The 20,174-nt window shown below is 47.7% G+C and carries 12 protein-coding genes, 1 tRNA gene and 2 rRNA genes; 9 read left to right on the plus strand and 6 right to left on the minus strand.

The window, feature by feature from the left end; all coding sequences use genetic code 11:
* Nucleotides 1–14: 14 nt before the first annotated feature.
* Entirely contained in the window at nt 15–3,629 is a 3,615-nt protein-coding gene (locus ACZ5ZV_RS08455) for a hemagglutinin (protein ID WP_464120964.1), read from the minus strand.
* Between the two features lie 348 nt (nt 3,630–3,977).
* Here ACZ5ZV_RS08455 and istA point away from each other — a divergent pair, with 348 nt between their 5' ends.
* Nucleotides 3,978–5,594, plus strand: coding sequence for an IS21 family transposase (gene istA, locus ACZ5ZV_RS08460; RefSeq protein ID WP_464117241.1), 1,617 nt, complete (start codon nt 3,978–3,980; stop codon nt 5,592–5,594).
* 14 nt (nt 5,595–5,608) lie between these two features.
* Complete coding sequence (gene istB, locus ACZ5ZV_RS08465; RefSeq protein ID WP_464117240.1) at nt 5,609–6,358, plus strand: IS21-like element helper ATPase IstB; 750 nt, start codon at nt 5,609–5,611, stop codon at nt 6,356–6,358.
* A gap of 23 nt (nt 6,359–6,381) precedes the next feature.
* Here the strand turns inward: istB and ACZ5ZV_RS08470 are convergent, their stop codons facing one another.
* The 3 genes from ACZ5ZV_RS08470 to ACZ5ZV_RS08480 all read right to left on the minus strand — a co-directional run bounded on the left by ACZ5ZV_RS08470 (nt 6,382) and on the right by ACZ5ZV_RS08480 (nt 9,095).
* Nucleotides 6,382–7,101: an RluA family pseudouridine synthase gene (locus ACZ5ZV_RS08470; protein ID WP_464120965.1), complete on the minus strand. Its 720-nt coding sequence runs from the start codon at nt 7,099–7,101 to the stop codon at nt 6,382–6,384.
* A gap of 111 nt (nt 7,102–7,212) precedes the next feature.
* Nucleotides 7,213–8,175 (minus strand): cysteine synthase A, encoded by a 963-nt coding sequence (locus ACZ5ZV_RS08475; RefSeq protein WP_464120966.1) that lies wholly within the window; start codon nt 8,173–8,175, stop codon nt 7,213–7,215.
* A gap of 68 nt (nt 8,176–8,243) precedes the next feature.
* Nucleotides 8,244–9,095: an SDR family oxidoreductase gene (locus ACZ5ZV_RS08480; RefSeq protein WP_464120967.1), complete on the minus strand. Its 852-nt coding sequence runs from the start codon at nt 9,093–9,095 to the stop codon at nt 8,244–8,246.
* Between the two features lie 102 nt (nt 9,096–9,197).
* Here ACZ5ZV_RS08480 and ACZ5ZV_RS08485 point away from each other — a divergent pair, with 102 nt between their 5' ends.
* On the plus strand, nt 9,198–10,088 hold the full coding sequence (locus ACZ5ZV_RS08485) for a LysR family transcriptional regulator (protein ID WP_374001758.1): 891 nt from the start codon (nt 9,198–9,200) through the stop codon (nt 10,086–10,088).
* 60 nt (nt 10,089–10,148) lie between these two features.
* A complete protein-coding gene (locus ACZ5ZV_RS08490; RefSeq protein ID WP_464120969.1) occupies nt 10,149–10,952 on the plus strand; it encodes a transporter in 804 nt (267 codons plus the stop codon).
* Here ACZ5ZV_RS08490 and ACZ5ZV_RS08495 read toward each other — a convergent pair.
* Nucleotides 10,949–11,566 carry a hypothetical protein gene (locus ACZ5ZV_RS08495; protein ID WP_374001760.1) on the minus strand — a complete coding sequence of 206 codons (618 nt, stop codon included), beginning with the start codon at nt 11,564–11,566 and terminating at the stop codon, nt 10,949–10,951. The genes ACZ5ZV_RS08490 and ACZ5ZV_RS08495 overlap by 4 nt on opposite strands.
* A 216-nt stretch (nt 11,567–11,782) precedes the next feature.
* Here ACZ5ZV_RS08495 and ACZ5ZV_RS08500 point away from each other — a divergent pair, with 216 nt between their 5' ends.
* Nucleotides 11,783–12,547, plus strand: coding sequence for a DUF4423 domain-containing protein (locus ACZ5ZV_RS08500; RefSeq protein ID WP_464120970.1), 765 nt, complete (start codon nt 11,783–11,785; stop codon nt 12,545–12,547).
* A gap of 9 nt (nt 12,548–12,556) precedes the next feature.
* Nucleotides 12,557–13,672: a hypothetical protein gene (locus ACZ5ZV_RS08505; RefSeq protein WP_464120971.1), complete on the plus strand. Its 1,116-nt coding sequence runs from the start codon at nt 12,557–12,559 to the stop codon at nt 13,670–13,672.
* Nucleotides 13,673–13,711: 39 nt separating this feature from the next.
* Here ACZ5ZV_RS08505 and ACZ5ZV_RS08510 read toward each other — a convergent pair whose 3' ends face one another.
* Complete coding sequence (locus tag ACZ5ZV_RS08510) at nt 13,712–14,179, minus strand: hypothetical protein (protein ID WP_464120972.1); 468 nt, start codon at nt 14,177–14,179, stop codon at nt 13,712–13,714.
* A 1,052-nt stretch (nt 14,180–15,231) separates the two neighbouring features.
* On the opposite strand from ACZ5ZV_RS08510, the gene ACZ5ZV_RS08515 reads away from it, so the two are divergent.
* The 3 genes from ACZ5ZV_RS08515 (at nt 15,232) to ACZ5ZV_RS08525 (ending at nt 20,010) form a co-directional block, all read left to right on the plus strand.
* A 16S ribosomal RNA gene (locus tag ACZ5ZV_RS08515) occupies nt 15,232–16,736 on the plus strand.
* Between the two features lie 142 nt (nt 16,737–16,878).
* Nucleotides 16,879–16,955 (plus strand) — tRNA-Ile (locus tag ACZ5ZV_RS08520).
* A 114-nt stretch (nt 16,956–17,069) separates the two neighbouring features.
* Nucleotides 17,070–20,010: ribosomal RNA gene (locus ACZ5ZV_RS08525) — 23S ribosomal RNA — on the plus strand.
* The 16S and 23S rRNA genes sit together here with 1 tRNA gene alongside, the layout of an rRNA operon.
* Nucleotides 20,011–20,174 lie beyond the last annotated feature (164 nt).

A 20,174-nucleotide genomic window follows, 5' to 3' on the forward strand; every position in this document is an offset into this window, starting at 1 on the left:
CAACCGAGAGTCAGCTATAGCGGCGTAGCCAACAGTTCCGTCCGCAAGACCCGCTTTTTACTCGTATCCAGCAACAACAACCCGAGAGGAGTCACTTCCAAATTAATCGATCGATAGGTGAGAAGCTCAGAAGGAAGCACCCAACCTTGCGTGGAAATCTCCACGAAGCCTTGATTGGGATGAGCCGCCCACACCTGAGCTGTTTGACCTAAGGTCGTACTGTTGGCGGTCACAAAGTAGCTCCATCCCGTGGTCTTGTCATGCACAGCGTGAGTCCACTTGGTGATGTTCGGCTTGCCCGGTAAAGTCAGGAAGTTCACCAGATCATAAATCTTAGGATCCGCAGCTTCCGTAGCCACCGTGATCTTACGCAGTCGCCAGCCATCAAAGACCAGCAGATCTCCATCGGCATTGGCTTGCATGCCATAGATGTCACTCAAGTAAGCGCCCCACGAAGCCTGACCATGATCTGTGCCGACATAGTTCGCAGGCCCCGTGCCTCCGGCCACAGGCTTGATTTTTCCGGTGGAACTGTCGGATTCAAAAATCCACAGATCAGTCTCATCCAACAACCCCGAAGATCCATAGAAATAGAGCTTCCCATTCGGTAGGAAGGTTCCCAGCTTGCGGGTCGCACGCAGATTGTAACTTGTCCCAGAGGCATTGAATGAACCCACATTAGAAGCCGGGTAGTCCGAAGCGGCCGGAGTGGCCTGGTAGTAATAAGGTCCAACAGTAAGGCTGTATTCCAAAGTGTTGCTATCCCAAGTGGTCATATTGTATGAACTCCACAAATTGGCCGGAGTCCCTGCAATCTGCGAGAAGGCCGCAATACCCGTCGAAGACACCGTCAGTGAGGCATAGGCCGAGCTGTTTCCGGCAGTGCCATGGAAACCCGTCGCAATCTTATCAATGGCTTCTGATCCCGGAGTCGACGTATCCACATGCAGACGTCTTAAGTGGCGCGGACCGCGAATATAAAGATACTGGGTGGTGGGCTCGTAGCTAAAGCTGGAAATCTGTGTGAAAGCAGTTTTAGAAGGATCTGTGCCGTTACCAAAAGTGAAGAAAGGCTGTCCCGCCACCAAGGAATTCCCAAAGGTCCCTTGATCATCCACAACTTTGAACAGCTCGTTGGTGGTGGACGAGAAGGCATAAATAAAATCCTTGGCCGCCCCCAGATAATAGATAGTGGACATGTTTTTATAGTGCTTGTCCAAGTTGAAACTCACAGACCATGTTTCGCTGGAAAGATCAAAGTAAGCAAGCTTGTTGCCCTCATACTGAGTTCTCAGGCAGTAGATTTTATCCGACTGCGAGGCCACCTGTGTGCAGCGATTAAAGAATGAGCCCCACGAATTATCCGTCATAGCGTCTTTGGCGATTTTGTATTTGCCATAAGCACCCTGGTGTTGCAGCTCGATAGTTTTACCATTGACCTGAATCCAGATCTTTTGCAAATCAGGTCGCATCAGTGTCAAATAAAGATCCGAAGTCGGGCAAGGAATCGGGGAGGCATCCGCCATCGTATCCACGGCTCCCAAAGTGCCACAAAGTCCCGGAGTTCCCAGAAGAAGAACAGGATTTTTCCCCGCAGAGTTGATATCAATCATCCAAAAGGCTTCGTCCGAGAAATAAATCAAATGCCCTGTTTTCACATAACGAAGGGCTGCCGTTTGTTCCTTATTCAGCACGGCGCTGTTGTATTTCAGTGTCGGAAGCTGCTTGCTCCAAAGAATGGTTTTATCAGAAATACGGATGCGCGCCATCGCCGAACAGATATGGCTAAACACCAACATCTGATCGGACTCATCAATGTCGAGAATGCTCGGACTGTTGAACTTTCCATTGGCGAAGTCACATGTCTGCGAATACGGGTCCCCCATCCAGGTGGACACCAATCCGGTTTCAGGATTGACGGTCGAAATGCTGTTAAATTTAGTGAAGTACAAACGATTCTGTGAATCTGCGAACATGCCATACTGACCCGTGGCTGTGTTTGCGGTTAAATCTGCAGCATTGATATGAACACCGTTGTTCAAATTCCCAGGCTCGCCAATCAGCACTGACCACTTGGAGTTCACGGCATTGGAAATCGCACTGGTAACAACTCCAGCCTCAGATGTACAAGTCACCAGAATTTTCAGGGGAGTGGTCGACGAAACAGTCTGCCCGGTCGGAGTCGTTGCGGGCATCACCCACGAATAGTTTCCCGTGGTCGCACTGAGATTGTTGGGAAGATTTTCGGCAATCAAATGGAAGCTCACGCCATCATCGACAGTGTATTGCAAAGACTTGATCGGATTTGTCGCCAACTGAATAGGCCCCGCGCCCGGAGAGCAGGACCAGGCAATAGTCACAGGACTGGCCGGAGCATAAGTTTGCCCACCGACCGGAGAAGTCAGATACACCAATGGAGGATTTCCCAGATCCAAAGTCACTGTTGTTGAAAGACTGTTGCTGACCGTTCCCGCAGCATTGCGCACTTGAGCATAAATGGTCTTAGTGCCGCCAGGATTCTTCAGGGTAACGGTTCCTGCAGCAGCATAAGGCACCCAGGTCGCGTCAGCAAAATTAGCCAGCTCTGAAAATCTCATTCCCGTGATCGCCGCAAAAGAAGAAGAGGCGGCAAGTTGAGTCGTCGTATAAGCAAAACCAATTGTCGCGGCACCATTGGCAATCGTGAATGAAGCCAGAGTCACCACGCCGGAATCCACAATCCAGTTATAAACTAGCGGAATGCTAACATTCCCGACGGTGTCAGAGGCTTTAATAGTGAAGTTGTGAGGTCCTTGCGAAAGAGAACTGAAGGAAATGGCACTGCTGCAATCTGCAAAACTTCCAGAGTCCAATTTGCATTGGTAAGAATCGAAGGCCGCGCCCCCAGTTTCTGTATGAGTGAAGCTGAAGGTGGCCGTGGTATCCGTGGTTGCAGCGGAGGGTTTGGCTGTCAACTGCACCGTGGGCGCGGTTAAGTCCACCACCCAAGTATAGCTGTATTCGGCAGAGGTATTTCCAGCCGTGTCCACAGCTCTAATTTTGTATGTGTGTGTATCTTCGGAAAGGCTCACGAGTGGAACCAATGCGGCACAGCTGGTAAACGGTGCCGTCGGTTGAGCCAGCGTGGTGTGTTGACATTGATAACCCGCAATCTGGGAAGTGGCATCTGTGGCTTCGAAATTAAACGTCGCCGAAGTGGAATTGTTTAAAGATGTCGGCGTCTGGGTGACGGTAAGAACAGGAATGTCTGTATCCACAGTCCAAGTTGTCACGGATTGGCGAGAAGTATTGGTTTTAGTGTCCGTCGCCAGAACTTTGAAAGTATGCAGGCCCGAGCTTAGGCTGGAAAAAACCTGAGGACTGGTGCAGTCATACCACTCCTGTTCATCCAAAGAGCATCTGTAAGCAATCGGCGCTGAGGAGTTGGCCTTGAATTCAAAAACAGCATTCGTATCAGAAGTAAATGTAACAGGCTTGGCAGTAAAAATAGGAAGGGATGAGTCTGACTCGGACAGTTCCACTTGCATTGTACAAGCCGACAGCCCCAGATAAAAAGGCAGGGCAAAAGCTAGAAATGCTTTGCGCAGAAGCCATGTTACGTTCCGGATAGAATCACCGTCATTAACCATATGAAGACTTATCGGAACATCACGGTTTTTTTTACAGATTTTTATCCGTTAAAAGGGCGATTAGTGTTCCACGTACGAGTGAAGACTCGTCTCAGGCCGGGACAGATTTGCGAGAATTCCATCAGTAGTCGTAACTGATTAAAGATTTAAAATGAGCTGGTATGTCCAATCCCACGTAGTTTGACCGGTTTCAAGGGGGGCAAATCCCACGTAAGTGGACCGGCTTTGGGGGAAGTAAATCCCACCTAATTTGACCGGGCAATTGCTTACGTTTTCAGCACATTTTCTCCATCTGATCCCATGCGCTAAGCTGCTGGTTTAACAACCAGACTACAGCAAGGAATACGCATGCGGAAACTCAGAAAAAAGGACTTGGAGAAAATCACAGTGGACCGAAAAATCGTCGAAGGCCTTCGCGAAGGACACTCACTCACCGCACTGACTAAATCAACTGGTAAAGGCAAAGGTTACGTCATAAAAATCCGCGACCAGGCGATAGAGCATGGCTATGTAGCCGTCGCAAACCCAGAGAAGAAAATCTACTGCAAAACCTCAAAAGAAATCCCACCTTACCCAGAGGCGCTGTTTCCGCTGCGCGATGGTCGCAGCGAGAAGGCCATTGAAACGGATGCCATCTTAGATCCCAAGCGCGAATGGATCAAGGAGCGCATTGAACTTGGCTGGAGTCCGCAAAGTATTTTTGAAGAGCTTCCGCTCTCTGTCCCGCGATCTAACTTCTACCGCTACATTCACCGCCACAAACTTATGCGATCCGCACCTGCGCGCAATGTGATGGAGCTTGTTCACTCACCGGGGGAATGTCTGCAGGTGGACTGGGGAAAGCTCTTTGACGTCGTCGATCCTGTCACAAAAAAGAAAAAAACAATTTGGATTTTCGTTGGCGTTCTTGGGCATTCTCGTTACGAGATGGCCCGAGTTGTAGAGAAACTCGACTTTGAAACAACTGCCGAAGTTTTAATAAGCATGTTTGAGGAACTTGGCGGAGTCCCTCGTAAAGTGACTTCTGATAATCCCAAAGTCTTTGTTCATGAGGCATCAAAGCACGAGCCGACGTTGAACCCGGCCTTTGAAAGACTGGCCTCGCACTACGGGTTCGTTGTCGAGGCATTGCCGCCTTATTCTCCAGAGAAAAAAGGCAAAGTGGAGCGAATGGTTCCAATGAAGCGTCGCCTTTTTGAATCCTACGATAAGTCCCAATATTCACTGAGCGGCGCACAGTCACACATGAATAAAAAGATGAGTATCGCCAATGAGAGAAAGCACGGGACTCACCTACAAAAACCTTTGGATGTGTTTCTTAACGATGAAGCCTCGTTGTTAAAGCCTCTTCCTTTATTACGCTACGAAGTGGAAACCATCACTCGCTCAACAGTGAGGTCTGATGGTTATGTTCGCTTTGCAAACAAGTACTACCGAGTAGACACAAGACTCAAAGGCGAAATAGCTTTGGTGATTGGTAATTCAGTTCAAGTAAGTATCTACTGCAACGGTCGACTGTTAGAAGTTTACGAGCGCATCCAAGATAAATTCACAAGTAAAGCCTGTAAAGATCATTACAAGGAGTCTTGGGAGAAGACTCTTCAAGATCATGGTCACTATCTGAAGCAAGCAAAAATTATCGGCGTCAATGTTGAGCGCTTTGTAGGAATTATTTTGGCTCGAGGCGAAGGTTTTGTTGATACACGCAGCGTATGGGGTCTTCTGACGCTGAACAAGAAGTACAGCAATGCCGACATCGACAAGGCCTGCCTTTCAGCGCTGGAGTTATCACAGGTAAATTTAAAAACAGTTCATCAACTATTGAATATTATGGCAAAGCCAAAACCCAAAGCTCCTCGTCATGAGGAGGTTTTATCCGCGCAGACGGTGGGAGGTAAGTTTGCGCGCGACATGAGTGAGTATAAAAACCATTTACGTCTGGTTCATAGCAACCAGGCCCACTGAAAGGAAAGACAGTTATGACAATAGATGTGATACGCGATCAGTTAAAGCAGTTACGAATGCCCGCGGCATCCGCAGAGATCGAGGGTTTAGTTCAAAAAGGAAAACGCAGCCAGGATCTTAAGTGGCTCAGTGAGCTTCTATCCACGGAATTAGATGCAAGGGCAGATAACGCCGTAGAAAAAAGGATTAAGAAAGCGGAGTTCCCAGAGCGAAGAAGCTTTGAGCAGTTCAATTGGGATTTCAATAAAAAACTCCCGCGCGAAAAAATCGAGGATCTGAAAGATTTAAAGTTTATCGAGAACAACGAAATTGCATTGTTTTTGGGAAGTCCCGGCACGGGCAAGAGTCATCTTGCGATTGCTCTTGGGATGAGCGCTGCGCAGGCTGGTCACAGTGTTTTTTGTACGAGTGTAAAAAGACTTGGGACAAAGATCCGTAAAGCGCGCGAGAACAATAAGCTCGATGTTTTATTCAAACAAATTCTAACATCAAAGCTATGGATCTTGGATGACTGGGGCGTCGTAACAATGCCACGAGACGTGAGTGAGGAGATCTTCGATTTATTTGATCGACGCAAGCACAATTCGGCTATGATCTTAACCAGCAACCGCGACGTTGAAGAATGGCCACAAGTTTTTACCGATCCGATCCTGGCAAGTGCTGCCATCGACAGGATGTTCGAGAATGCCCATATTTGCATTTTTGAAGGCCCCAGTCACCGCATGAAGGGACGAATAACTTTCAACGATATTGACAGCGAGTAGAAAGACCAATAAACCCTCAAAAATCAGGTGGTCAAAGTATCTGAAACGAACCCGGTCAAACTAAGTGAAACGGAACAAGCTGGTACAGCTGCTTTAAATTTTAAGCGTGTCTTGCTGTGAGGATGAGTTAATTCCAATTCCGCAGAATGTAAACAGAGATTCTTATACGAAGTGTTCCCCTGGCCATATTTGGGATCACCTACAATGGGATGCCCTTCTTCTGAGAGGTGAACACGGATCTGGTTTTTCTTTCCCGTCAAAAGATTGATTTTCAGAAGAGAAAACTTGTCCGTCTCCTTCAGCACTTCGTACTCAGTGATCGCAAGCTTGCCTTCGCTGGAGTCCGAACTTGAGTGCACCACATAGTCTTCATCTTCACTCAGATAACTTTGAATGACTCCGGATTTCTTTTTCATCACACCATGGACAATGGCGTAATAGGTTTTCACATTGTCTTTCCAGTTGTCTTTTATAAACTGCTGGGCCTTTTCAGATTTGGCGAAAACCAAGACTCCAGAGGTGGCCTGATCCAGACGGTGAATCACATAGACGCATTTATTGGATCGCGGATTTCCCTTACGCACGAACTGGTTCAAAAGATTGTGAACAGTGTTTTCCCGCTCCCACTTGGCAGCGACCGTCAGAATACCCGGAGCTTTATTGCCGACAATAATATCCAGATCCTCATGCAGGATTTCAAAACCTTTCGGTTGATATTTCTTGGGAATTTTCTTTGTCGCCAATGGAAGTCCTTTTGTACGCTAAGTCGTAACATAATCCTTCTTTTGGCAGCAAAAGTCACTAACTTCCGAAGGTCGCTAGTACGCAATAGCCCGTTAATACTAAACAGGATCTCAGATAGACTCTATTTTCTGAGGAATCAGATTCTTTTCCTTTAAGAAAGTGTCGTTGAAAATCTTAGAGGTATAGCGAAGAGCCGAGTCACAAAGCACTGTCGCAATAACCAGATTTTTACCTTTGTTGGCCAAAGCATACTTGTAAGCGGCATAGACATTCAGGGCGGCAGAGGTTCCAACCAGAAGTCCATCATGCTGGGCCAGATGATAAAGCATCGAAATCATCTCTCCATCATTCACCTGAACCGCATCGTCGATTTGAGCTTCTTTGAAGTTCGCAGTCAGGCGCATAATGCCGATTCCCTCGGTGATCGAAGAACCAGTGGATTTAATTTCTCCCGTCGTCAGATACGAATACAAGCCCGATCCCATCGGGTCCACCAGTCGAATGTGGATATTGGGATTTTTCTCTTTCAAGAATCGAGAAACTCCTGCGATGGTTCCGCCAGTTCCGGCTGCTGCTGCAAAGGCATTCACTTTACCTTCGGTCTGGTTCCAAATTTCAGGACCGGTGGTCTTATAGTGGCTTTGAAAGTTCGCCGTGTTTTCAAACTGATTCGCCCAAAAAGCCCCACGTTCTTCAGCGATACGACGAGCCGTATGATAAAAGTGATTTTGATCCGCAAACGGGCAGGGGGCCACCGTGATCAGCTCAACCCCCAGCGCGCTCAGTGTTTGATATTTCTCTGCCGCCTGGTTGTTCGGCATGACGATCACGCATTTATATCCACGTTGCGCGGCTAAAATGGCAAGACCAATTCCGGTATTCCCAGCGGTCCCTTCGACAATGGTGCCACCTGGTTTTAACAATCCATCGCGTTCAGCCTGTTCAATAATTCCGTGGGCCGCGCGATCCTTCACGCTTCCGCCGACATTCAGGAATTCGGCCTTACCGTAAATATCGCAGCCAGTGATTTCAGACAAAGAATGAATTTTTAAAAGGGGAGTTTGATACAGCATGAGTTGAGCTTAGCGATTGAAGCCCCAAGAGGGGAGGAAATTCCCCTCTTGCCATTAGGTGTTGAAGGCTATTTAAGAAATGCCGCCAAAGTCGTGACCATCGGCGTGGTTTTTCTTCCGATAAGTTGGCTGAGCTGATGAGACTCATCGAAAAGGCCCCCTTGAGCGGCGGCAGCATCGGATTGCGCCAGAACGCCCGCAAAGCCCTCAGGCAATCCGACTTTCACCAAAACAGCTTTGTAATCATTCTCTGGCAGATCGTTATATTTCACTTCTTTGCCGGATTTTTTAGAGATCTCTGTAGCAAGCTCACTCAGTGAATAACTTGTATCCCCGGCCAGTTCATAAACAGGTTGAGGATCTTTCATCGTCAGCACTTGTGCTGCGGCTTCGGCATAGTCTTCGCGAGAGGCTGAGGAAATACGTCCTTCCTTGGTAGAGCCAAACACAGCACCATGCTCGACGGCAGATTTTACAGTTCCGACATAGTTCTCGGTGTACCAGCCGTTACGAAGCAGGGAATAACGAATGCGGCTGTCTTTGATAAGCTTTTCAGTTTCCTTATGTTCCTGCGCCAGAATCAAAGAGGACGTGTCAGCATGTAGAATACTGGTATAGGCCAGCAGTTCCAGCTTGCCATATTTTTTCGCTGCATCGATCACGTTTTTATGTTGCTGTACGCGAGTCCCGACTTCGCTGCCCGAAATAAGAAGCAGCTTGGTGATGCCTTCAAAAGCCGTCGGCCAAGAGGACGCATCATTGTAGTCGGCTTTGCGAATTTGAATGCCCAATGATTTTAGATTTTCAGCTTTGGCAGGGTTGCGAACCGCAGCCACGATCTGATTTGCCGGGACTTTTTTAAGTAAGGACTGAATGACGAGTTGACCCAATTGGCCAGTGGCACCTGTAACGAGAATCATAAAAACTCCTTTTCTAGTGTTTTAAATCGCTATCAGTATAGTTTCTTATTTCGATCTGATAAATAGCTTTAATAGCAATAGTATGTTTCATATAATGAAACAATGGACAGATTAACGGCAATAAATGTGTTTATAGAGGTCGCCAAGACCGGAAGCTTCACCAAGGCTGCGGACAATCTCAATATGTCGCGCCCGATGGTCAGCCGCTATATCAGTGTGCTGGAGGATTGGGTCGGCATCGGACTTTTGCAAAGATCCACCCGCAATGTGGCCCTGACTCCCAGTGGAGAAGCCTATCTTGCGAAGTGCCAGCAGATCCAGGACATTGCCTTCGATATCGAGGTCCGTTCTCGATCGACCGCCAGTAAACCCAGCGGTGCCATTCGGGTTGCGTCCAGCGTGTCGTTCGCCACAGCTCAATACAAAGAACTCTTTGCGCCGTTTCTGGAAAAGTATCCGCAGGTGTCTATTGATCTGGTGGTGACAGATCGCCAGGTGAACCTGATTGAATCCAAAGTGGATTTTGCAATTCGCATCACCAACAATCTGGATCCGGGCATTGTTTCCAAACAACTGGGAATCTGTCATTCCTGTCTGGTGGCGGCTCCAGAGTATCTCAAGAAAAACGGAACTCCAAAAAAAATTGAAGAACTGCGTAAGCACATCTTAGTGGCTCATGATCACTTTAAAAGCACCCGCCTGATCATGCGTAAAGACGATCGTCAGGAAGAGCTGACATTCAACAGTCCTTTTAGCTCAAATGAAACTTTGGTTCTTTTAGAGGCCGCAAAGGAAGGGCTGGGGATCACCATGCTGCCTCGTCATCTGGTGCAGGAAGAACTAAAGAAGAAGGCGCTGATTCAGGTGTTGCCGGACTGGAGCCTGCCGGAGCTGGGACTTCATATTGTATTCACGAACCGTAAAGTAATTGCTCCACAGGTGCGGCTGTTCATCGACTTCCTTTCCGAGCGCGCGCGAAAACAGGTTTGGTAAAATTCAGTTGAACCCAAGCTGATTGCCTGTCAGAGTTTTCTTGTGAAAGAGGTAAATTGAATGAAGTCAGTCATGCTTGCAGCCGGTTTGTTGTTGATTGGAGCTTCCAGTTTTGCAGAGGAAGCCGTGAAAGATAACTCCTTCCTGATTGAAGAGGCCTACAATCAAGATCCGGGAGTTGTGCAGTTTATTCAGACGTATCAGTACATGGACCCCGTGCATGAGTGGGGCTATTCATTCACCAACGAAATCCCGATGGGCGGTCAAACGCATCAGTTTTCATATGTGATTCCGGTGATGAAAACTCATGATGCTGCCGGAGATGATCAAACTCAGATTGGTGATGTGCTGTTGAACTATCGCTATCAACTTTTGAACACGGATTTAATTGCCATAGCTCCCAGACTGTCTTTGATCGCGCCGACAGGGGACTATAAAAAAGGCTTTGGTAACGGCGTGGTCGGTGTCCAATTCAACCAGTCCGTCTCTATTAACATCAATGACCGTTGGACAAATCACTGGAATGCGGGATTTACTTTCACTCCGGATGCCAAGAACGATCTGGGGCAGACCGCTTCGATCTTTGGTTATAACTTCGGCACGAGCGTGGTTTACAATGTGACTCCCAAAACCAATTTGCTTTGCGAGTTTGTTGTGAATAACAACGAAGTTGTGACCGGTCAGGATCAAAAGGGTTCCGAGACAACTTACTATATCGTCTCTGGTATTCGTTCTGCTTTCCAAGTAACAGAAGATACAGAAGTGGTGCCGGGCATCGGCGCGCTATTGGGGCTAGGCCCTTCGGCGGTGGAGCACGAGCGCGGTGTCTTCCTGTATCTTTCTATTGAATCCAAATTGTTCTAGTAAATTTCGATGGCTCGGGAAACGCTGATTTCCCGGGGCACTTGCTTGGTCAGCTTGATATTTACAAATGAAACCGTGTCTTCTTTCTGAGTTCCGTATTTGCGAGTGCTGACGTACTTGTAGGAAAGAAGATCCTTGGCCGACTTGTCCGGAGACCCCAGTTTCTTCTCCAGACGATCACGACTCATCATCAAGCTGGTTTTATCCGCAAAAGCCGTTGAGCGCAGAACCTCTTTGGAAGGGGAGCAGTGACGGCTGTATTTGTACGGAGTTCCAGCCCGGATCAAGCGGATGGCGGTGACGATTCCTTCGGGACCGCCAGCCTCGCCGGATTCAAACGCCAGAAGAGTTTTGTCGGCCCCTCGATAGCAGACCCCCCGGACAAGATTGCCAGCTTGACCCTCTTGAAAAACATAAGCGGGTCCTAAAGAAGTTTGGACACTTTGAAGATTGGCTATACCGATGGCGTGCCCCAGAACAGTTTGAGCACCCAATGAAATTTCCTTGTTGTTCCCCAGAAAGCCAAAGGTGGACTCTTCATTGGGAGAGGTCGTGACGCAACCCACAGTTGCTAAAGTAGAAAATAGAATTAGAATTTTTTTGAAAAATGCCATCTTGCTTTCTCCTAGGGGTATTATGTTCTCGGGAGAGGCGGGGATAGTCCATCAAAAAAATCCCGAGAACTTCTTTGTTATGCGAATTAAATTATAGCCCTGCAATATTCAGAGGCGTGATGTTGCAAAATATCTAAGGCGCAACACTCAAGGCCGAATAAAAACATAATTTGCTTGATCATGCCTCGGTGGGTCTATAATCCTTCGCTTCTATTTATGACAGAAATTCAGGAACTTCCGTATTTTGCCAAAAAGCTCCATGAGCTGTTCGAGGTCAAAAGAGCCAAGAATAGACGGTATTCCCTTAGGTCCTTTGCCAAGTTTTTATCAATGAATCCGGGGACGCTTTCGGCCATTATGAAGGGCAAGCGCATGGTTCCTTTGCAGGATGCTGCCAGCGTGATGTTGAAGCTGGAACTGGCTCCCGATGAACAGGAAGAGTTTCTTTTAAGTCTGGGCGTTAATAAGCCACCTGCGACCTCGGCCTATAAACTGGATGCAAGCAAATACGCGATTCTTTTTGACGAGCGGGAGTACTTTGTCATTTTGGCCGTTTTCCGCTTGCCCGATTTTGAAAGCTCCGCCACTTGGATTGCGCAGAAGACCGGGATCGCGAAGGCACGTGTGGAGGTTTGTCTTCAGAATCTGGAAGAACTGGATGTGATCGAGCGTCCGAAAGAAGGCGCTTGGAAACGCCAGCATCAAAGTCTGTACTCTTCGCATGATATTTCCTCCAAGTCTTTGCAAAAGGCGCATTTGAATACATTGGATATGGCCAAAGAAAGACTGCCGTTGATTCCTGTTGAAGAGCGGGATTATTCCTTTGTGACGGTGGCTTTGGATGAAAAGCGTTTTAAGAAGTTAAAAAAATTAGTTCTGAAATTCCGTGATGAAGTCTTTGAGCTTGATGAGCAATCTCAGGGTGGGGATCTTTATCGCGTGGCTTTGCAGTGCTTCCCCATCTTAAACAAGCACGAATAGGAGTCTGGCATGTTGTCTGTCTTAAGCCTTATTCTTTTTTCTTCTCTGACTTTTGCCGGTGGTGATTGGGTCGGTAATGGTGGAAATGTTCTGGAATGTGCCTCCTCTGAAAAGGTTCAGCTTTTGGACTATTACGAAGGCCAGCAACAACGACAGATTTCTGTGAACTTGGGACCGGGAGCCACTTATCAGGAAAAGGTGCTTTTTGCCCTGGATCGTCTTAAGGCCGTGAACCCCACGCGTGCCGCTCAGTATATGCAATGGTTTGCGAGCTTTGCGGAAGAAACGCAGTGGTTCTCTGAAGGAAAGTTCCTGCCGATCCGTGATTCCGGCGCCGTGATTATTCCGGTAGAATGTGAAATCCGCCAGATCGCCATTCAGCGCCCGGAAGATTTGATTATGCCGGGGGATAAGCGCTATCTGGTGGATCTGCGTTTGTGGAATCGTCTGTCCGAACAGGATAAGGCCGGTTTGGTTTTGCACGAGTTGATTTATCGCGAGGGAATCGAAAATGGGCAGTCTTCTTCTCCGCGGGTGCGCTATTTCAATCAGATCCTAAGCTCATCGGAAATTTCGACCTACAACAGCCTGCAGCTTCTGAAACTGGTAAAGCAAGTAGGCTTTGGCGTGACGGACTACTACGGTTGGGCCGTGAATTTAAGGCAGGCCACTTATCACGATAACGGCACTTTAAGAGGCGCTCTGGGGGTGGGAGGATTCTGGCAATCTGTCAGTCTGAAAAACCGTTGGATCGGTTTTTATGAAAACGGAAGCCTCGCTCATTTCTCTATTGATTCTTTAGAGCCTGTTTCTGTGAGTGTATTCGGCCAGGAAGTCACCTTGCAGGGCGAGGGGACGTCGGCCTCTCTTTCCCGGATTTCATTCTATGAAGATGGAACTGTTGAGTCCATGCCTGTCAAAGGCTCTATGCAAATCAATTTGCAGGGGCAAAGCGTGCGGGTGGCCAATACCTCTGGCGGTATTTCATTCTGGCCCGACGGCAGTCTGCGAGAGGGAACTTTGCTGGATGTCTGGCACTACGGCGAAGAAAGACAGGCCGTTCAAGGAGCTGTTGAGCTGGATGAAAAAGGCCATCTGATTCGCCGGGCCTTTCCGTTATTCTAAAGATCACCCGTAGGCCGAGTGATCTTTAGGTGAAAAGACTTAGTTCGGATAAACTTGCGCTTTTCCCTCTTCCGTCATGATCACAATCACGGTGTAAGAGCCGTCATCCACGGGAACATTCAAAAGGAACTGGCGCTCCCTGAAATAAAGCTGATCGTTGTAGAATTCCAAAGTCCCTTGGTAAGTATAGGAATCAATGCGCACCATTCTAGGTTGTGCGGTGATGGCGTTTTCACCATTTAGGTCCCTCAGGCTTGGCTTATAGAATGTGTTAGATGCCGCAGGAACGATCTTTCCATTGATGCAGTCCGCTTCCACCAGACGCAAGATAACTTGAGTCGTGATGGCTTTTTTAATGACCAGTTGTACGTTCGGAACCAAAAGCTCAGAACGATTTGCCTGTTTTTCACAACGATATTTCAAAAGCTCAGGAGCATCCAGTTTAACGGTTTGGGCCTGGCTGATAGCCGCAGTCATAATAAGAGCAAGATACAATAGAATACGCATATTTCCTCCAAAAGGTTTTGTGACGTGGGGATAACCAAAATTGGAGCGGGCATAAAGACAAAACGAAAAAGAGCTGTAGTTCTTGTTGCCGAACGACTTCAGATGCAACACCGCTGCGGCCCTCAGAGGATCTGGCAGGTTAGACTATTTTCAGTCTGTTTTCTTGGCGCTAAACTTTGACCTTCTTTGAATAGTTTCCATGAGGGGAAGTTTATTCTGAGTTGTATTCTGACAAGCGTCTTATTTGAAAGGGTATCAATCGTCTTGCACGAACTTGATCGTGCTTTGATAACTCACGATGTGCATAATTTCTTTCCTTGAAGCAGAGTTCAAACTTATGGTTGCTGCTGCATGAGCAATGGCCTGATTCTCCAGTGAGAAGGGGTGGGAGGGGGGGTAGTCATAGATCCCTTGAGTTTTCGGCAGGCGGGGAAAGGGTGGGGGAAATGGAGAAGATGCTGGTAAAAGCACGAAAAAGGGCTTCGAACGGGTGGTTTTTATATAGAAATGAGGAAGGCTCTTTAAAATCTAAATATGAAATATACTTTTGGGGTGGGTGATTTTGCTGTTTTTTTGAGCAAAAACGCTGTTTTGCACGGTAAGTGGGCAAAAATAGTGCGTTTTGCTGTTATTATTTGCACAAATAATTCTTGCAAGATGGTCCGAATAGGCCTATAAATCGAGACCTCATCGCCGCTTCTGTTTGAAAGCAAACACATACAGCCGCTCGATTAATTGATTTGTATTCAATTAACTGATTTGCTTGTTTGGGTGGTTTGAGATTTAAATATTTTTTCGAAAAAGTTCTTTTTGAAAATTTTCGAAAAAATGTTTGAAAGGGTGTTGACAAGGACTTCGGTCTTCGATAAAACACTCACCTCGTCGCTACAAAACATTAACGACGAGTAAGAAATTCGCTCTTTGAAAACTGAATAGCTAGATAAAATAGATTTTTGGGCTCTTTGAATACTGAGTAATTAGTATTCACAATTTCAAAAAATATTCGAACAAACAATAGCGTAAAAGCTAGCTGTTTGCTTCTAACAGAATTTAAACTGGAGAGTTTGATTCTGGCTCAGAACAAACGCTGGCGGCGTGCCTAATACATGCAAGTCGAACGGGGTAGCAATACCTAGTGGCGCACGGGTGAGTAACGCGTGGATAATCTGCCTTAGAGTGGGGGATAACTAGTCGAAAGATTAGCTAATACCGCATAAGACCACAAGAGCTGCGGCTCAAGGGGTCAAAGGTTTTTCGCTCTAAGATGAGTCCGCGTAAGATTAGCTAGTTGGTGAGGTAATGGCTCACCAAGGCGACGATCTTTAACTGGTCTGAGAGGATGATCAGTCACACTGGAACTGAGACACGGTCCAGACTCCTACGGGAGGCAGCAGTAGGGAATATTGCACAATGGAGGAAACTCTGATGCAGCGACGCCGCGTGAGTGATGAAGGCCTTCGGGTCGTAAAGCTCTGTCGCAGGGGAATAACACAATGAATGTACCCTGTAAGAAAGGATCGGCTAACTTCGTGCCAGCAGCCGCGGTAAGACGAGGGATCCTAGCGTTGTTCGGAATCATTGGGCGTAAAGCGGATGTAGGTGGCTTTGTAAGTCAGGTGTGAAAGCCTGGGGCTCAACCCCAGAAGTGCATTTGATACTGCGAAGCTTGAGTGTCGGAGAGGTTACTAGAATTGTTGGTGTAGTGGTGAAATACGTAGATATCAACAGGAATACCGGAGGCGAAGGCGGGTAACTGGCCGAACACTGACACTGAGATCCGAAAGCGTGGGGATCAAACAGGATTAGATACCCTGGTAGTCCACGCCGTAAACGATGGATACTTGTTGTTGGAGGTATTGACCCCTTCAGTGACGAAGCTAACGCGTTAAGTATCCCGCCTGGGGAGTACGGTCGCAAGATTAAAACTCAAAGAAATTGACGGGGGCCCGCACAAGCGGTGGAGCATGTGGTTTAATTCGATGCAACGCGAAGAACCTTACCTAGGCTTGACATGTACTGGAAGATTGGCAGAAATGTCGTCGCCCGCAAGGGTCGGTACACAGGTGCTGCATGGCTGTCGTCAGCTCGTGTCGTGAGATGTTGGGTTAAGTCCCGCAACGAGCGCAACCCCTGCATTTAGTTGCCAGCATTCAGTTGGGCACTCTAGATGGACTGCCGGTGTTAAACCGGAGGAAGGTGGGGATGACGTCAAGTCCTCATGGCCCTTATGCCTAGGGCTACACACGTGCTACAATGGTAGTCACAGAGCGAAGCTAAGCCGCGAGGTAGAGCAAATCGCTTAAAAGCTATCTAAGTTCAGATTGATCTCTGCAACTCGAGATCATGAAGTTGGAATCGCTAGTAATCGCGGATCAGAATGCCGCGGTGAATACGTTCCCGGGCCTTGTACACACCGCCCGTCACACCATGAAAGTCGGCTGTACCAGAAGTCGCTGCGCTAACCGCAAGGAGGCAGGCGCCCAAGGTATGGTCGATGATTGGGGTGAAGTCGTAACAAGGTAGCCGTAGGGGAACCTGCGGCTGGATCACCTCCTTTCTAAGGATTATCCGGTCAATCTTCATCAAGACTTGTTCTTGATAAGTTAAAATGACCCAATCTTAGGTCAACTTACTCTTCCCGAGTAAGTGAGTCCCAAAAATCTATCTAGCTGTTTAGTTTTGAGAGAGTGAAGCCTAACGGGCCTGTAGCTCAGTTGGTTAGAGCACACGCTTGATAAGCGTGGGGTCGGAAGTTCGAGTCTTCCCAGGCCCACCAAGTTCTACTGACGGTTGAATGCGGTGTAAGTTAGAGTTTTACGTGAACAAGTTTTTGTTCTTTGACAATTGAATAGATTGATTTAGTTGATTTTTAGCGAGGTTAGTTCCATTTTTTTAAGCTACAAAGGGCTTACGGTGGATGCCTTTGGCACTAAGAAGCGATGAAGGACGTGGTAAGCTGCGATAAGCTTCGGGGAGTGGCACACACACTTTGATCCGGAGATTTCCGAATGGGGAAACCCACCATTTATGGTATCACTCAATGAATACATAGTTGTTTGAAGCGAACGAGGGGAAGTGAAACATCTCAGTACCCTCAGGAAGAGAAATCAATTCCGAGATTCCCCCAGTAGTGGCGAGCGAACGGGGAACAGCCTAAACCTTCTTCATTAATTTGAAGGAGGGGTCGTGGGACCGCGATGTGGGACCGGAGAAGTTAGAGTAACAGTCTGGAAAGTCTGGCAAGATAGGGTGATAGCCCCGTACTCGAAAACTTCGAAGGCCCTAGCGGCATCCCGAGTACCACAGGACACGTGAAATCCTGTGGGAATCTGTGAGGACCACCTCATAAGGCTAAATATTCCTTAGTGACCGATAGTGAACAAGTACCGTGAGGGAAAGGTGAAAAGAACCCCGAGAGGGGAGTGAAATAGAACCTGAAACCGTAAGTCTACAAGCAGTTAGAGCCCCTTAAGTGGGCGATAGCGTACCTTTTGCATAATGAGTCAGCGAGTTATGTTTGCATGCGAGGTTAAGCCGTTGCAGGTGGAGCCGTAGCGAAAGCGAGTCTGAATAGGGCGATTTAGTATGCAGGCATAGACCCGAAACCCGGTGATCTAATCATGGACAGGTTGAAGCGAGGGTAACACCTCGTGGAGGACCGAACAAGTTGAGGTTGAAAACTCTTTTGATGATCTGTGATTAGGGGTGAAAGGCCAATCAAACTGGGTGATAGCTGGTTCTCCCCGAAATATATTTAGGTATAGCGTCAGGTAAAAAATATCATGGAGGTAGAGCACTGAATGGGCTAGGGGTCTTTACCGGATTACCAAACCCAAATAAACTCCGAATGCCATAGATATGTTCCCTGGCAGGCAGACTCAGGGTGATAAGGTCATGAGTCGAGAGGGAAAGAGCCCAGACCAACAGCTAAGGTCCCTAAATGCACGCTCAGTGGAGAACGTTGTGGAGTTACTTTGACAACTAGGAGGTTGGCTTAGAAGCAGCAATCCTTTAAAGAAAGCGTAATAGCTCACTAGTCTAGTGACTCTGCGCGGAAGATACAACGGGGCTAAGCGTGTTACCGAAGCTTTGGATTAAGATATTTTATATTTTAGTGGTAGGGGAGCGTTCTAGTGTAGGATGAAGATTGACCGGTAGGACAGTTGGACGAACTAGAAGTGATCATGCTGACATAAGTAGCGTTGAACTCGGGTGAAAAACCCGGGCGCCGAAAACTCAAGGATTCCTGGGTAAAGATAATCTTCCCAGGGTTAGTCGAGCCCTAAGACGAGGCCAAATGGCGTAGTCGATGGCAAAACGGTTAATATTCCGTTACCTAATAAATCGCGCTTAAGGAATGACGGTGTAGGATATCACAGCCTCTTATTGGATTGAGGTGTAAGCATGTAGGAGGATCAGTAGGCAAATCCGCTGGTCGTAACTCTGAGGTGTGAATGCGAGGGACTTGTCCCGGAAGTGTGAAAAGCCATGCATCCAAGAAAAGTTTCGTAAGTTTAGTTTTATTAGCTCGTACCGTAAACCGACTCAGGTGAGTGGGGTGAATATCCTAAGGCGATGGGGTGAATTTTGGTCAAGGAACTCGGCAACTTAACACCGTAACTTCGGGAAAAGGTGTGCCCGCGAGAGTGTAAGGATTTACTCCCCAAGCTTTTTCGGGTCGCAGAGAAATGGGAGTAGCGACTGTTTATCAAAAACACAGGTATGTGCAAAGTCTCAAGACGAAGTATACATACTGACGCCTGCCCGGTGCTGGAAGGTTAAGAGGATTTGTTAGCGCAAGCGAAGCAGAGAATCGAAGCCCCAGTAAACGGCGGCCGTAACTATAACGGTCCTAAGGTAGCGAAATTCCTTGTCGGGTAAGTTCCGACCTGCACGAATGGCGTAACGACTTCTCCGGTGTCTCGACCAAATGCCTCGCGAAATTGAATTCTCGGTGAAAATGCCGAGTACCCGCAGAAAGACGGAAAGACCCCGTGAACCTTTACTGTAGCTTGGCAGTGATTTTAGAGTTGGCATGTGTAGGATAGGTGGGAGACTTTGAAGCAGTGGCGCTAGCCATTGTGGAGTCAACCTTGAAATACCACCCTTGGCACCTTTGAAATCTAACCTGCTGCTCTTTACGAGCAGAGGGACACTGTCTGGTGGGCAGTTTGACTGGGGCGGTCGCCTCCCAAAAAGTAACGGAGGCGCGCGATGGTCCCCTCAGCCTGATTGGAAACCAGGCGTCGAGTGCATTGGCATAAGGGGGCTTGACTGCGAGACCTACAAGTCGAGCAGGTGCGAAAGCAGGCCAAAGTGATCCGGTGGTCCCGCGTGGAAGGGCCATCGCTCAACGGATAAAAGGTACTCCGGGGATAACAGGCTTATTCCATCCAAGAGTCCATATCGACGATGGAGTTTGGCACCTCGATGTCGGCTCATCACATCCTGGGGCTGGAGCAGGTCCCAAGGGTTTAGCTGTTCGCTAATTAAAGTGGTACGCGAGCTGGGTTCAGAACGTCGTGAGACAGTTTGGTCCTTATCTTCTGTGGGCGTATGAGATTTGAGTAGACCTGTCCTTAGTACGAGAGGACCGGGATGGACGAACCTCTGGTGTTTCTGTTGTCGCGCCAGCGGCAATGCAGAGTAGCTATGTTCGGAATTGATAACCGCTGAAAGCATCTAAGCGGGAAGCAAACTACAAGATTAGATCTCACTGGGGCTTCGGCCCCCTAAAGACTCCTTGGAGACTACGAGGTTGATAGGCTGAAGGTGTAAGTGTGGTAACACATTGAGCTGATCAGTACTAATAGGTCGTGAGGCTTTTTTAAATTTTTTCTTCTCAGGCTTCGGCTTGACGAAGATTTCGTCTCAAAGACTTCCTTTTAAAGGAACGAGAGACTAGCTCTCTGAATAAGTAAGAGAGTGATTGATGGGACTAACCGTTAATCGCTAAAAATCAATTAAATCAATCATTCGATTGTAACTAAAAGAA

This window comes from Bdellovibrio sp. HAGR004 (assembly GCF_055397015.1).

Coding starts and splice junctions, on each gene's coding strand:
- ACZ5ZV_RS08455 (WP_464120964.1), bottom strand. CDS start 3,629: ATGGTTAATGACGGTGATTCTATCCGGAACGTAACATGGCTTCTGCGC.
- istA (WP_464117241.1), top strand. CDS start 3,978: ATGCGGAAACTCAGAAAAAAGGACTTGGAGAAAATCACAGTGGACCGA.
- istB (WP_464117240.1), top strand. CDS start 5,609: ATGACAATAGATGTGATACGCGATCAGTTAAAGCAGTTACGAATGCCC.
- ACZ5ZV_RS08475 (WP_464120966.1), bottom strand. CDS start 8,175: ATGCTGTATCAAACTCCCCTTTTAAAAATTCATTCTTTGTCTGAAATC.
- ACZ5ZV_RS08480 (WP_464120967.1), bottom strand. CDS start 9,095: ATGATTCTCGTTACAGGTGCCACTGGCCAATTGGGTCAACTCGTCATT.
- ACZ5ZV_RS08485 (WP_374001758.1), top strand. CDS start 9,198: ATGGACAGATTAACGGCAATAAATGTGTTTATAGAGGTCGCCAAGACC.
- ACZ5ZV_RS08490 (WP_464120969.1), top strand. CDS start 10,149: ATGAAGTCAGTCATGCTTGCAGCCGGTTTGTTGTTGATTGGAGCTTCC.
- ACZ5ZV_RS08495 (WP_374001760.1), bottom strand. CDS start 11,566: ATGGCATTTTTCAAAAAAATTCTAATTCTATTTTCTACTTTAGCAACT.
- ACZ5ZV_RS08500 (WP_464120970.1), top strand. CDS start 11,783: ATGACAGAAATTCAGGAACTTCCGTATTTTGCCAAAAAGCTCCATGAG.
- ACZ5ZV_RS08505 (WP_464120971.1), top strand. CDS start 12,557: ATGTTGTCTGTCTTAAGCCTTATTCTTTTTTCTTCTCTGACTTTTGCC.
- ACZ5ZV_RS08510 (WP_464120972.1), bottom strand. CDS start 14,179: ATGCGTATTCTATTGTATCTTGCTCTTATTATGACTGCGGCTATCAGC.